The sequence below is a fragment of the Veillonella parvula genome (assembly GCF_047241225.1).
Classification (GTDB): domain Bacteria; phylum Bacillota; class Negativicutes; order Veillonellales; family Veillonellaceae; genus Veillonella; species Veillonella parvula_O.
In genome coordinates this window covers 407,706-420,677 of record NZ_JBKTIE010000002.1, presented here as the reverse complement: position 1 = coordinate 420,677, position 12,972 = coordinate 407,706, and the positions used below count along the sequence as shown (strand labels likewise).

The window sequence follows — 12,972 nt, the reverse complement described above, 5'->3', positions numbered from 1 at the left end:
ATTCCGTATTTCCAGATATACTTATTATTAATAGGTGCTTATATGAAAGAGCTTATAAGGCGTTATAGTCCTCCCATTTTTCACTGCATCAATGACTTCGGACAGGGCTCCCTGGCCGCGCTGATTCCGTTCTTTATCGCGAATTTCGGCCTTAATTATTATCAGGCGGCGACCGTTATTTTCTGTAATACCGTCGTGGCCTCCGTCGCTCAACCCGTATTGGGCTATGTAGCGGATCGTTGGCGCGTGCCGTGGTTCATTCCTGTAGGCTTTTCGGTTACACTGGTATCCATTAGTGCTATAGCGATTGCTACGAGTTACGAAATGATTCTTGCTTTGTCGCTCTTGGCCGGGGTAGGAGCCGCATTATTCCATCCTGAGGCAGCTCTACTGGTAAATCGTACGCAATCTCATGAGCTTGGTAATGCTATGGGGCGCTTTGCAGTCGGTGGTAGCGCTGGCTTTGCACTTGGACCTCTCCTCGCTGGGGGTGTATATGTCTTTGGGGGACAATTCCTTTGGGTATTTACGATTATCGCGCTACTTGGCGTATTGCTATATCTCTATGCCTTTATGGGCGAGGGTGAAGCTGATACCGCTGATACTGCTGATACTGGTAACCGTGAAAGTCGTTCTAAGGTTCTTAGTACTGCTACAAATGATTGGGCGAGCTTTGGTAAGTTATTTTTTGTGATTGCCTCTCGATCTATACTCTTCTCTGTATTGGCTATTTTTATTCCTATTTTGTATATTACCGTTATTAATGGTGAAGCTAGTGCATCTAGTTTGGCCCTTACTGCGTACTTTGCGATGGGGGCCGTTCTTACCTATATGGGAGGGGCTTTATCTGATAGACTTGGATTTCTTAAAACGGTGCGCTTAGGTAATCTGATTTTCTTGCCTTCTGTTTTAGTATTTATATTTGTGTCTAATATTTGGGGCTTCTTTGGCGCCATGATACCGATGGCCTTTGGTGTGTTCTCACAATACGGGCCAATTACGGTGTTAGGTCAAAAATATCTTGCTAAAAATGCGGGCTTTGCATCTGGTATTACGCTAGGCCTTGGCATTACCTTAGGTGGCCTTGTGGCACCTTATATTGGACACTTGGCAGATATCTATGACGTACAAACGGCATTGATGACACTGATCCCTGTAGGGGTTATAGGCTTGCTTATGAGCTTCTGGTTAAAAGAACCAAAATAACATCAATGCAATAGGGTCATATTAAAGACATAATAACATGTAAGTAGCAAAATCGTATAAAAGAACTAAAATAGAATATTTTGATTCGATAAAATGTCAATACATGGGAGGTGACCATTGGTCACCTCCCATTTGTTTACTTTAACAAACCAGTTATCTATATTGGATATAGTAAGACTTTGATTTTCTATATCTCAATATCTTTACTTGATATATGTTTTAACATATAATTAAGTAAAGATTTCTTCTAGTATTAGGAGGAATGACATGGATACATTTTCTGTTGTTTTTTATGAAACCCTAAGTGGAGATAAGCCAGCAAAAGTATTCTTAAATGAACTTTCAGATAAACAACGGGCTAAAACAATTCGAGATTTAAAGATACTTGAATTATATGGCAATCGTTTAAGGGAACCGCAGTCTAAATATTTAGAGGATGGTATTTATGAGTTGCGAACGAAGCAAGGTTCAAATATCTCAAGAATATTGTATTTCTTCTTTGTGGGAAGGCGAATTGTATTAACTAATGGTTTTGTAAAGAAATCTATGAAAACACCTAAAAGTGCAATTGAACTAGCTATTAAATATAAAAATAATTATATTGAGAGGTATAGATAATATGGAAACGTTAGATCAATATTTAGAAAAGCAATTAGAAAATCCGAAGTTTAAAAAAGAGTGGGATGCTTTAGATGATGAATACCAAATTATTCAGAATATAGTTGAGGCGCGATTAGCAGCACATATGACGCAAATGCAATTATCTGAGTTAACAGGTATTACACAGTCTGATATTAGCAAGATTGAAAATGGCAATGGAAATCCATCTTTGAAAACATTGCAGAAAATAGCCCATGCGTTTGGGAAGAAACTAAAGATTGAATTTGTATAAATACTTTCACAGAATCCGAACATTGTTGTATAATAAAAATGAATTGTTTCGACTGTTATATGGAGGATATAGATATGGCAACTAGTATGGTTATCGGCACTCAATGGGGTGACGAGGGGAAAGGTAAAATTGTTGACTGGATCGCAGAACGTGCGGATGTTGTGGTGCGCAGTCAAGGTGGTAATAACGCGGGTCATACTGTTGTAGTTGATGATAAAGCGTTTGCACTTCGCCTTTTGCCAAGTGGTATCTTATACGATAATAAACAAAATATTGTGGGTACTGGTGTTGTTATCGATCCTAAAGTTTTGTTACAAGAAATTGAAGGCCTTGAAAAGCAAGGCAGATCTGCTAAAACCCTTCAAGTTTCTGACCGTGCACATGTCATTATGCCATACCATATCGCTCTAGATACTGCGGAAGAAGCATCTAAAGGGGATGCTAAAATCGGTACTACTAAAAATGGTATTGGTCCTTGCTACGCTGATAAAATCAATCGTATCGGCATCCGTATCTGTGATTTGTATGATATGGAAACATTTAAACAAAAATTAGCGTACAATGTAGAGTTCAAAAATAAAATGCTTACTAAGGTATACGATGCTGAACCTGTTAGCTATGATGAAATCTTAGCGGATTACATCAAATACGCTGAAGCCTTGAAACCTTATGTAACAGATACTAATGCGGCTGTTCTTAAAGCTGTAAAAGAGGATAAAAAGGTATTGTTCGAAGGTGCTCAAGCTACTATGCTCGACCTTGATCATGGTACATATCCATTTGTAACATCCTCTCATCCAATTGCAGGTGGTGCTTCCACAGGCGCTGGTGTGGGTCCTAACTACTTGAAAAACATCTTCGGTGTAGTAAAAGCTTACGCTACGCGCGTTGGTGCAGGTCCGTTCCCTACAGAGCTTCTTAACGAAACTGGCGATAACCTTCGTGAACTTGGTCATGAGTTCGGCACTGTAACGGGTCGTCCTCGTCGTTGTGGTTGGTTAGACCTCATGGTTGTAAAATACGCAGCAGGTCTTAACAGCCTTGATTATTTGGCTATTACTCGCTTGGATATTCTTGATACTTTCAAAGAATTGAAAATCTGCGTAGGCTACAAATTAAATGGTAAAGACGTAGAAGGCTTCCCAGCTAACTTGAAAGATCTTGAAGCATGCGAAGCAGTGTACGAAACATTGCCAGGTTGGGAAACTGATATCTCTGGTATTCGTGAATACGATAAATTGCCTGAAAATGCTCGTAAATATGTAGAACGCATTGCTGAAGTAACAGGTGTACCTTTGGGTATCGTATCCGTTGGCCCTAACCGTAGCCAAACTATCGACTTAGTAAATGTATTTTAAGCTATACTAATTTGATATAATAGGAAATTTGTATTTGGTAGCATTGATATAATATTATACATTTTAATATTTTTTGCTATGCAATCGATTTATAGAATTATACAGATATGACCCCTCGTAGAGGGGTCTTTTGTGTTGAATAGATGTAGAATATAAACGTGGGTACTCTATATCTAATCCTTTAGGTTGCTACAGTGGTGCGGTATATCGAAGTATGCTATATAGTTATTAAAGTGTGAGTATATCGAGAAATATATAATAAATAATAGAGCACAATTGTTATATATACAGAAAAATGTATATTCAGATAAATCTATAAAATAAAAATTTGTTTAAAATATTCATTTTATACAAAGAAATACGTGATTAAATTAGTTTATAATGAGACGAAATTTACTTATCTATAATTTTTTTGTATTCATAATAAATTATTAAGATACAAATATAAAGAAAAAAATAGATTTACATTAAGAAATAGTATATAATAATACCAAGAAGTAGATTGATATTTTTTGATAAGGATCTGAGGAGTTAAAGATATGGTTGAAGTTTCTTACGAACGTTTAGCGACGATTTTTAAGGCATTAAGTGATGAAACAAGATTACACATCATCGATATGTTGTCTTGCAATGAATTATGTGCAGCCGATATTTTAGCGAGCTTCAATTTGTCTCAATCTACGTTGAGTTACCACATGAAAATCTTAATTGATGCAGGTGTAGTCAACTCTCAACGTAATGGTTTATGGACGCGTTACTCCATTAATGAAGCTACATTTGCTGATATTTTAGATATTCTCCCTCAATTATATAAAACTAAAGATGAGTGCATTTGTGCGCAGATTAAATACTGCCGCATTTCTGAGCACGAAAAAGAAGCATAACAATGAGACGTTGGATTATGCATGTTGACATGGATGCATTCTTCGCGTCCATAGAACAACTGGATCATCCAGAGTATAAAGGCCACCCCGTAATCGTGGGTGGTCTTTCTTCACGTGGTGTTGTAGCTACCTGTTCCTATGAGGCTCGAAAATGTGGTGTTCACTCTGCGATGCCAATCTCGAGAGCTAAGAAACTCTGTCCTGATGGCATCTATGTATATCCTCGGATGGATCGATATAAAGAAGTGTCGAACCAAATTTTTTCCATCATGAAAGAATTCACTCCTTATATTGAGCCTCTATCTATTGATGAAGCCTTTCTTGAAGTGAGCGGCATGTCTACCATGTATAGTGGTCCTAAAGCGCTAGGACAAGCCATTAAAGATCGTGTATTCAAGAAAACAGGACTTATTATCTCTGCAGGCTTAGCACCCAATAAATTTCTTGCTAAATTAGCCTCTGATTTAGATAAGCCAGATGGTCTTGTGGTCATCCCATACGGTCGTGAAAAAGAGGTGCTAGCTCCTTTGCCTATTAAACGTATTTGGGGTGTTGGCCCTCGGACAGAGAAAATTTTGAAAGCTGGTGGCTTTCATCTGATACGTCATATTCAGTCTTTGCCTGATGAAAGCACTTTAATTCCTCTTGTGGGAAATCAGGCAAAGCGCATATGGGAACTTGCGAATGGTATCGACGATAGACCTGTTGAAACAGACCGAAAGATACAATCGATTGGCGCTGAGGAAACCTACGAAGAAGATCTCACAGAAGGCCGTGCTATTGAATTAGAATTTAGGTACTTTGCAAACCGTTTATCGAAACGGCTTCGTAGACGTAGCCTTTATGGACATACTGTATCTATCAAGGTTCGGTATGATGATTTCACTACCGTATCACGGCAGAAGCGGCTAGATACGCCGTCAGATCATGAACATGTATTTTTTGAAACTGCGCTGCTCTTGTGGAATAAGCTCATGCAAGATAAAACGAGTAAGAACCCGAAAGGTACAAAGAAAGACGTAGAAGCACTAGGGGCAACTATGAAAGTGAAATCTACTGATTTTAGATATAGTAGTTCTAAAGATAATCGTTCTAACCATATTGGTTCTAATTATAGTACTTCTAAATATAGTAGTTCTAGTGAGATTACTTTTATGGATCCGCCTGGTCCTATCCGTTTATTAGGCCTTACTGTGAGTGGCCTCGATGAGGAGGTTCCTATGCAGGACAGTCTCTTTGAATCCCCACAGGATAAAACAGAGGATAAGCTATCTAGTGTGTTAGACTCCTTAGAGTCTAAATTTGGTGAAACCGCTGTCATGAGTGGGGCGTTATGGCAACGCTTTCACGGAGACAATGGAATACGCAGAAAACGGTCAGAGTTGAAAGCGGCAGTGGATGCACAGCCTGATCAAGAGGATGGGGAGTCTATTAATGTTGATGTAGTCTCAACTAAAGAGGCTAATCGGTCTACAATTGCAGACACACACCCATCTATTGAAGGACCTAAAAAGACCGTCAAAAAGGACTTATAAAGATTATATTGAATACTTTCGCTAATATAATTGTTCGTGTTACAATATGGGTGTAGTGTTAATAAATTACCGCAAGAGAGGTATAGATATGAGTTTATTTCGTGTGGCCATTCATTATGGCGTAAACAGCAATGGTTTCTTGTCCTATGATACAGAAACAAAAACAGTGTCCGTAGATTTACCTGAACAAGAGTGGGTGGATAAGGTAATTGCTTACTTGAATAATGAACATGCTATTGAGCATGCTACAGGTCTTGATACGTATGAACGATTGACCGTAAAACCATTAGAATCTTTGGATAATCTTAAGTTAGCTTTAACACGTATGTGGGAAGCAATCGACGTACAAGTTGATTGGAGTCGTCCGGCATAAATTGAATGAAAACACCTTGTGATCTACAAGTTAGTAGAAACAAGGTGTTTTTTGTTTTGCGTATTTTTGTAGGTACATCTTAACAGCATTTAAATATATAGCATTGAAATTCTCATTTTAAAATTATAAATGATATCGTGTATACAAAATTTATAAAGGTTTAGGGTTGTTCTGTTAAAAAATTTGTGCTATTCTAATTACATATTAATGGATAATAATTATCAGTTAATAATTTTTATCGTAATTGAGATATATGATTTAAAAATTATGTAAAGTAAATTACTTTAATTTTGATTTCTAAGTAGGAGTTTGTAACATGAATAATGAAAAGAAACTAACAACCGCCTTTGGCGCTCCCGTACCAGATAATCGCAACTCTGCTACAGCAGGTAAACGTGGTCCTGTATTGATGCAAGATGTTTGGCTCATGGAGAAATTAGCGCATTTTGAGCGCGAAGTGATTCCTGAACGCCGCATGCATGCTAAAGGATCCGGTGCATTTGGTACTTTCACAGTAACTAACGATATTACAAAATATACGAAAGCAAAAATTTTCTCTGAAGTAGGCAAGCAAACGCCGTTATTCGTACGTTTCTCCACCGTTGCCGGTGAGCGTGGTGCGGCCGATGCAGAACGCGACATTCGTGGCTTTGCCGTAAAATTTTATACGGAAGAAGGAAACTGGGACCTCGTAGGTAACAATACACCGGTATTCTTTATCCGCGATCCATTGCAATTCCCTGATTTGAACCGCGCTGTAAAACGGAATCCGAAAACAAATCTTCGCGATGCGACAGCAAACTGGGATTTCTGGACTAGCTTGCCAGAGGCAATCCACCAAGTAACTATCGTCATGAGTGACCGTGGTATTCCTAAATCCTATCGCACGATGCATGGTTTCGGCAGTCATACATACAGTCTTATTAACGAAAACGATGAGCGCGTATGGGTTAAATTCCACTGGGTTTGCCAACAGCCGATTGAAAATCTTTCCGACGCTGAGGCGGCTAATGTGGTAGCTAGTGACCGTGAAAGCCACCAACGTGACCTCTTTGAGGCTATTGAAAAAGGCGATTTCCCTAAATGGAAATTATGCATCCAAGTGATGACCGAAGAACAAGCTAACAATATGCCGTACAATCCATTCGATTTAACTAAAGTATGGTATCATGACGAATTCCCATTGATTGAAGTTGGTGTAATGGAACTTAATCGCAACCCAGAAAATTATTTCCAAGATGTAGAACAAGCTGCATTTGCACCGACTACTATCGTTCCTGGTATCTCTTTCTCTCCTGATAGAATGCTTCAAGGTCGTTTGTTCTCCTATGCGGATGCGCAACGCTATCGTCTAGGGGCAAATTATTATCAAATCCCTGTTAATGCCGCTAAATGCCCTGTAAATATCTATCACCGAGATGGGCAAGGTCGTATAGATGGAAATCATGGGTCTACAATTGGCTACGCACCAAATAGCTTTGGTGAATGGGCTGAACAACCAGAATTTAAAAATCCTCCTCTCGACGTATCTGGCCCAGCCTACCAATATGACTTCTATGAAGACGACTCTGACTTCTTTACACAACCAGGTAAACTGTTCCGCCTCATGAGCCCTGAACAACAACAAGTCTTATTTGATAACACCGCAGCAGCTATGAATGGCGTACCTGATTTTATCAAAGAACGTCATGCAAAACATTGCTACCAATGTGATCCAGCTTATGGTGAAGGCGTTGCTAAAGCATTGGGTATGAATATTGATTTCAGCGATGTAAAATAAGATTAATGATACTATTTAAACAATATTAAAATAGTTTATCTAAACAATACTAATGCGATAAAAGAACTTCCTTAAACTAACACGAAGCCCCTCCTTGCTATGTAGCTCATAGTAAGGAGGGGCTTTTGTTGTGGAGAGTGTATTTAAATATTACTAATCAAATTTTTTACTTGTTAAGTCTTGATACATGAGCTTAGCAATTTCATATTGTGGATCACCCGGTTGTAGCTGGTGTGTCGGTAGTTTAAATACGGTTTCAGCTATTTCACTTTTCTTGATATCGATGCCCTTTACATCTTCAGAACGACTTATGGAAATCGTATGTGTTGTTGGATTTATGAAGTACGCATTTACATCGATGCTGAAAGCTTTGTTTTCGTCTTTTCTCATGATTGTACGTAGAATCATGGCTGAAATAGCAGTAGTACCATCTTTTTCACCTAATAGCTGCTTAGATGTATAGTCCACATAATCTGCATAGACATAAATATCGCCGGGTTTGGCCTTGTCATAATCTTGTGTGTAGGCCTCTACTAAACGCAAATCGAGTTGTCTCCCAAATGGTTGAGAGAACATTTCGCTTTGTAATGCTCGTGTTTCATTAACAGGTGGATACATAGGTATTGCTTTTAAACCTTTTAGCATATCCGCGCGAGTTTCATTTTTCCGCTTAGCACGACGTTTCGCACTGACCTTGTCTAAGCGTTCACGCTCCTTTAACATGGCCTTTTCTTGTTCTTCTTTAGTTTTGTAGGTCTTTACGGATACAACACGATTACCGGTCATAGTGACTGTTGAATAGACGGGCTTATCTTTAGTAGGTTTTCCCTTAGAAGCAGCAAGAGTAGATTGTACCATAGCTGGTGTTGCACTTTCGATAGATCTTTTTAGCTCTGGAAGATTGGAGTAATCCATATCAACTATAGCAGTATCTGTGCTTTCAGTAGATCGCATAGGGGTAGCACCATATGCAGATGATATAGCTAATATAGCTAATAGTGAACTGGCAATAATTGATCGTTTACATAGTTTCATTACATATACCTCTCTTTAGTAAGAAATCTCTAATACCATCAATAGCTGTATTATAGCATAGTTTTTACATAGATAAATTTAAAACCGTATTTATTAACTTCTAAAAGAGCCTAAGCAACTATCTGAATCGAATCGATTTATGGTATGGTGTATAGGCTCTTTTTTACTTTCAGAAATATACAAATTTTAAAAGGATTTTAGTATAACTATGTAGAATTATATGATGTGTTGAATTTGTACGAAATGTTACATGTGAATAGGAGGCAGTTATGAAATCTAGTAGTTTGGCATGGTATGTGATGGTGGCTTGCATGGGAGGAAGCCTTTGTATAGGGCCTGTGGTACAAGCGGATTCTCCGACTAAGGTAAAAACAAATAGCCCTGTTTCTGCTGCTGTTGTAACGCAGGCTCAACCAGTTCAGCCTGTTACTGTTACAGCAGTTAAGAATGATGGAGTTAGTGTTACAACAAATAATACAGTAACTAATAATGTAGTAGCTAATGATGTAGCGGCACAGGAAGCCCTCAAGCAAAAGCAACAGTACCAAGCCGAAACTGAAACGATGGGCTTGCTATGGATGCGTACCTCTGCAGAGTACAGAGCGTTGGCGTATCAAGGGTATAATGTGGCAATGAATGCCGTTAAGATGGCCGTTACTGATCCATCTCATCAACGAAAACCTTTAGCTATCGTTCTTGATGCGGACGAAACCGTAGTGGATAATACCAAGTTGATGGGTGAAAGCATTGTAAATGGTAATGGTCGTTTTGATGCTCCTTGGTGGCGTCAAGCCGTACATCAAGGAAAATCGCAAGCCATGCCTGGAGCCGTTGAATTTCTAAATGAAGTACATAAACAAGGGGTAGAAATCTTCTATGTTTCAAATCGATACGCACCCGTTAACTACGATGCAACAGTACAAAACTTTAAGGCATTAGGGTTCCCATCTGTCGATAAAGACCATGTACTACTATTCGAAAAAGACTCTGATAAACAACCTCGCTTTGATATGATTGCTAAAAAATATTATGTCATTGTATATATGGGCGATAACGCCGGTGATTTCCCAATCGGCACAAAAGGCAAGACACTAGCTGAAAGAAATGCCATCATCGACAATCATAAAGAGGACTTTGGTACTACCTTTGTGGTATTCCCAAACCCTGCTTACGGATCTTGGGTAAGTGCATTAGCTAAAGGCTACCAAAACCTCAGCCCAGAAGAACAAAAACAAGTAAATAACCAATACCTACAACAATAAAGACGCCTTGCGTATACTTTATTAAAAACGATATAATAAAGTGTACATGCGTCTATAGCTCAGTAGGATAGAGCAGCAGTTTCCTAAACTGCGTGTCACTGGTTCGATTCCGGTTAGGCGCACCAATAAAATAATTAATGGGCATATGTTTTTTAGTATTATGTCTTTTTAGGAGCCAAGACTTAAATCTTGGCTCTTTTTAGGTTTTGAGACCTAAAACACTGTCTCATAGAGCAGAATCGATTTGAAAACTTATTTTATCAGAAATTATTCTTATGCTAATTAAACATAAGTTTTATGATAAGTATCTCTTTATAATGATATAATTAAGATAATTATTGTATGTAAACGGCAGTGTATAGTGGAGAGTGTATATGAGCTTTTACAATTGGATTCAAGAAAAGCTTTTTGACAATTACGAAGAGTGGCACATGAAGAACCCTAATTATAATCGAAATGGTTTTAACATAGTAGGAATAGATAATACCTTAAAGGCTATGCATGATGGATTTTCTATGTACGTGGAGGTATACCCACCTCATGCCATCGATGGATGTACAGCCATGAAAGCACGTGTAGGTAAAACGCAGGATGCAGTAGATTTATTCTTAGATATAGATGGCAAGACCTATCGTATGGCTGATGTAAGTTATCCTAACGCTGTGAAGATGATGCGGGCTTTTGTGAAAAAACGCAGAGTACCTGATTGTAGTTTGTGTGTAGAAGTAGCGTATCTAGATATAGAGCAGATGAAACTGACATTTACAGAGCTAGCAACGTTATTACTAGGCGATGCTAAACAAGCTAAATCTTTTATGACCGAGGCTAAGTTGCGCTCCATGGAAGAATTAGAAGATAGTTGGTGGAACCTTTATGAGAAACTAGTATCTAAAGGATATGCCGTAGAGCTAAGCTGTAAGTGTGAACTAGAGGATTTTGTTCATAATGTGCAGAAATTAATACGTAACAAGTCTTTAGATACTAGCGAAAATCTAACTATTGATACAGCAGCATTAGATGAAGACCAATGCATTACGGACTGGAGTGCGGATCTTAATGCCACATGGGAAGCCCATAAGTTAGTAGGTATGGATATCGGAACCGATAGCTTTGTACTTATGGTGCTTTCAAATGAGAAATTCGAAACGGCCCAAGAACTAGCAAAAGAGCTGTTACATAGAATCGATGTAGCAGAACGTTTGTGATGTAACGAGAATTATGATGTAGTAGCACGATTATAATGTGGCAGTATCTATAAAAAGGTTGTAATTCTTAACTGTAAACAATTTGCACCGTATAAATGTAATGAATAGGAGAGAGTCATATGAGTGTTGTACGTCTACCAGAATATGAAGCAGAGTTTGAATCGGAAGAGTTTGAAATTTATGCATTGCCGCGCAGTGATGCGAATGGGGCTAGTCCTTATTTGGATAAGTACCATAGACCATTAGTATCCACCGATGCTATCCTAGATACACGAACTGGAGTACTTGACCGCAGCGAAGGTATTTTGACGTGGATTATTGATGGTCTTGAAGATAGATGGGGTTATTCTTTTGAGCCTCATGGGGTCTACAAATTGTTAGTTAAGAAAGCAAAACCTATAGAGGATTTAGGCTATATGCGCCCTTCTTGGAATAATCGCTATTATGTGCTTGCGGTGTTAGAGGAACATGCTAAACATAGCGAGTTGGAGGTGTTGTCAGCTTATTTGAAAACCCCTAAATACCTTCATACTGACAGGGGCGATTTCCTGTTAAATCGAGAGTATCAATACTATACATCTAGAATTGATGATTATGCTTTCACCCTTGATGTGGATGAGGGTTCTGATGAAAGCTGTACCGTAGCATTGGCGGCTTTCAATACAATCGAGAATTTCAAAGCATTTGAACAACGAATTAGTGCATATATTAGTGAGACATTGCTAGATCTTGCTAATGACTGGCTAGATAACGATGACCAAGACCCGATTACAGCGGACGTATTTGCCAAGCGTATTACTATGGGCGAATTGGCGTTTCGTAATGATGGCACCATAGAGGTCTATTATGACGACGATGATATCTTCTGGGGACACTGTATCATAGCCCATATTGATGCGGATGGGAACCCTGTTGATGCAGATATTGCAGGATAATCAATTAATGGAGCATCCTAATGAGAAAATCGGAATTAATGACATTATGGAATATTGAAAGCTGGTCTGTAGAACCGTATGGGGTTTACTTTGTATCTCGCCGATTTGGTACTAATCGCTTAGAGAATATAGGACAAGCCTTTCAAAATCTCAATATTAGTTGTACCGATTATACTGAGGCTGAGGTGCTTTCACTACCAATGTGGGGACAATTATATGTTCAATTAGATGAATTAGATCGATTGGCTCAGGAAGTCATACTAAAGGATATATCGCCAAAAGAGGATAAAGTGCTAACACTAACGGATATAATGCTGGATAAGTCAGGTTGTTACGATGCATTTGCACTAGGTTATGATATAGGTGAATCCCCAGCAGGACATCTATATGTTTTGGTTTCTTTTGATGAAAACTTTACGGCTCAACAAGATGTGATTTATGAAGCATTATAAAGTTGAAATATTATAGAGTTATTTTAAAGTGGCGATATGGGTGTAGTAGCCTAGC

13 protein-coding genes and 1 tRNA gene are annotated in these 12,972 nt (G+C 38.5%); 13 read left to right on the top strand and 1 reads right to left on the bottom strand.

What is annotated here, in order from left to right:
- The first annotated feature begins 42 nt into the window (after positions 1–42).
- From ACLRYO_RS05405 to ACLRYO_RS05370, 8 genes are all read left to right on the top strand, one after another.
- Positions 43–1,206 (top strand): MFS transporter, encoded by a 1,164-nt coding sequence (locus ACLRYO_RS05405; protein ID WP_316708858.1) that lies wholly within the window; start codon positions 43–45, stop codon positions 1,204–1,206.
- Between the two features lie 267 nt (positions 1,207–1,473).
- A complete protein-coding gene (locus ACLRYO_RS05400; RefSeq protein WP_278457824.1) occupies positions 1,474–1,824 on the top strand; it encodes a type II toxin-antitoxin system RelE/ParE family toxin in 351 nt (116 codons plus the stop codon).
- Between the two features lies 1 nt (position 1,825).
- Positions 1,826–2,098, top strand: a complete 273-nt coding sequence (locus ACLRYO_RS05395; protein ID WP_012864952.1) for a helix-turn-helix domain-containing protein — start codon at positions 1,826–1,828, stop codon at positions 2,096–2,098.
- A gap of 74 nt (positions 2,099–2,172) precedes the next feature.
- Positions 2,173–3,456 (top strand): adenylosuccinate synthase, encoded by a 1,284-nt coding sequence (locus tag ACLRYO_RS05390; protein ID WP_278457822.1) that lies wholly within the window; start codon positions 2,173–2,175, stop codon positions 3,454–3,456.
- Between the two features lie 539 nt (positions 3,457–3,995).
- On the top strand, positions 3,996–4,340 hold the full coding sequence (locus ACLRYO_RS05385; RefSeq protein WP_004694570.1) for an ArsR/SmtB family transcription factor: 345 nt from the start codon (positions 3,996–3,998) through the stop codon (positions 4,338–4,340).
- 2 nt (positions 4,341–4,342) lie between these two features.
- Entirely contained in the window at positions 4,343–5,875 is a 1,533-nt protein-coding gene (dinB, locus tag ACLRYO_RS05380; RefSeq protein ID WP_413084710.1) for a DNA polymerase IV, read from the top strand.
- An 88-nt stretch (positions 5,876–5,963) separates the two neighbouring features.
- Complete coding sequence (locus ACLRYO_RS05375) at positions 5,964–6,248, top strand: hypothetical protein (protein ID WP_004694573.1); 285 nt, start codon at positions 5,964–5,966, stop codon at positions 6,246–6,248.
- A gap of 316 nt (positions 6,249–6,564) precedes the next feature.
- Positions 6,565–8,028 (top strand): catalase, encoded by a 1,464-nt coding sequence (locus ACLRYO_RS05370; protein ID WP_012864949.1) that lies wholly within the window; start codon positions 6,565–6,567, stop codon positions 8,026–8,028.
- Between the two features lie 153 nt (positions 8,029–8,181).
- On the opposite strand, the gene ACLRYO_RS05365 is transcribed toward ACLRYO_RS05370, so the two are convergent.
- A complete protein-coding gene (locus tag ACLRYO_RS05365) occupies positions 8,182–9,063 on the bottom strand; it encodes a hypothetical protein (protein WP_413084709.1) in 882 nt (293 codons plus the stop codon).
- A gap of 269 nt (positions 9,064–9,332) precedes the next feature.
- Here ACLRYO_RS05365 and ACLRYO_RS05360 point away from each other — a divergent pair, with 269 nt between their 5' ends.
- The 5 genes from ACLRYO_RS05360 (at position 9,333) to ACLRYO_RS05340 (ending at position 12,917) form a co-directional block, all read left to right on the top strand.
- Complete coding sequence (locus ACLRYO_RS05360; protein WP_413084708.1) at positions 9,333–10,325, top strand: 5'-nucleotidase, lipoprotein e(P4) family; 993 nt, start codon at positions 9,333–9,335, stop codon at positions 10,323–10,325.
- Between the two features lie 48 nt (positions 10,326–10,373).
- Positions 10,374–10,450: transfer RNA gene (locus tag ACLRYO_RS05355), tRNA-Arg, on the top strand.
- Between the two features lie 249 nt (positions 10,451–10,699).
- Positions 10,700–11,530 (top strand): DUF6630 family protein, encoded by an 831-nt coding sequence (locus tag ACLRYO_RS05350; protein ID WP_413084707.1) that lies wholly within the window; start codon positions 10,700–10,702, stop codon positions 11,528–11,530.
- A 119-nt stretch (positions 11,531–11,649) separates the two neighbouring features.
- Positions 11,650–12,465, top strand: coding sequence for a DUF2262 domain-containing protein (locus ACLRYO_RS05345; RefSeq protein WP_278605102.1), 816 nt, complete (start codon positions 11,650–11,652; stop codon positions 12,463–12,465).
- Between the two features lie 20 nt (positions 12,466–12,485).
- A complete protein-coding gene (locus ACLRYO_RS05340; protein WP_278605103.1) occupies positions 12,486–12,917 on the top strand; it encodes a hypothetical protein in 432 nt (143 codons plus the stop codon).
- Positions 12,918–12,972 lie beyond the last annotated feature (55 nt).

Bases quoted from the DNA above. Each gene is read 5' to 3' on its own strand.
- ACLRYO_RS05405 (WP_316708858.1), top strand. From the start codon at position 43: ATGAAAGAGCTTATAAGGCGTTATAGTCCTCCCATTTTTCACTGCATC.
- ACLRYO_RS05400 (WP_278457824.1), top strand. From the start codon at position 1,474: ATGGATACATTTTCTGTTGTTTTTTATGAAACCCTAAGTGGAGATAAG.
- ACLRYO_RS05395 (WP_012864952.1), top strand. From the start codon at position 1,826: ATGGAAACGTTAGATCAATATTTAGAAAAGCAATTAGAAAATCCGAAG.
- ACLRYO_RS05390 (WP_278457822.1), top strand. From the start codon at position 2,173: ATGGCAACTAGTATGGTTATCGGCACTCAATGGGGTGACGAGGGGAAA.
- ACLRYO_RS05385 (WP_004694570.1), top strand. From the start codon at position 3,996: ATGGTTGAAGTTTCTTACGAACGTTTAGCGACGATTTTTAAGGCATTA.
- dinB (WP_413084710.1), top strand. From the start codon at position 4,343: ATGAGACGTTGGATTATGCATGTTGACATGGATGCATTCTTCGCGTCC.
- ACLRYO_RS05375 (WP_004694573.1), top strand. From the start codon at position 5,964: ATGAGTTTATTTCGTGTGGCCATTCATTATGGCGTAAACAGCAATGGT.
- ACLRYO_RS05370 (WP_012864949.1), top strand. From the start codon at position 6,565: ATGAATAATGAAAAGAAACTAACAACCGCCTTTGGCGCTCCCGTACCA.
- ACLRYO_RS05365 (WP_413084709.1), bottom strand. From the start codon at position 9,063: ATGAAACTATGTAAACGATCAATTATTGCCAGTTCACTATTAGCTATA.
- ACLRYO_RS05360 (WP_413084708.1), top strand. From the start codon at position 9,333: ATGAAATCTAGTAGTTTGGCATGGTATGTGATGGTGGCTTGCATGGGA.
- ACLRYO_RS05350 (WP_413084707.1), top strand. From the start codon at position 10,700: ATGAGCTTTTACAATTGGATTCAAGAAAAGCTTTTTGACAATTACGAA.
- ACLRYO_RS05345 (WP_278605102.1), top strand. From the start codon at position 11,650: ATGAGTGTTGTACGTCTACCAGAATATGAAGCAGAGTTTGAATCGGAA.
- ACLRYO_RS05340 (WP_278605103.1), top strand. From the start codon at position 12,486: ATGAGAAAATCGGAATTAATGACATTATGGAATATTGAAAGCTGGTCT.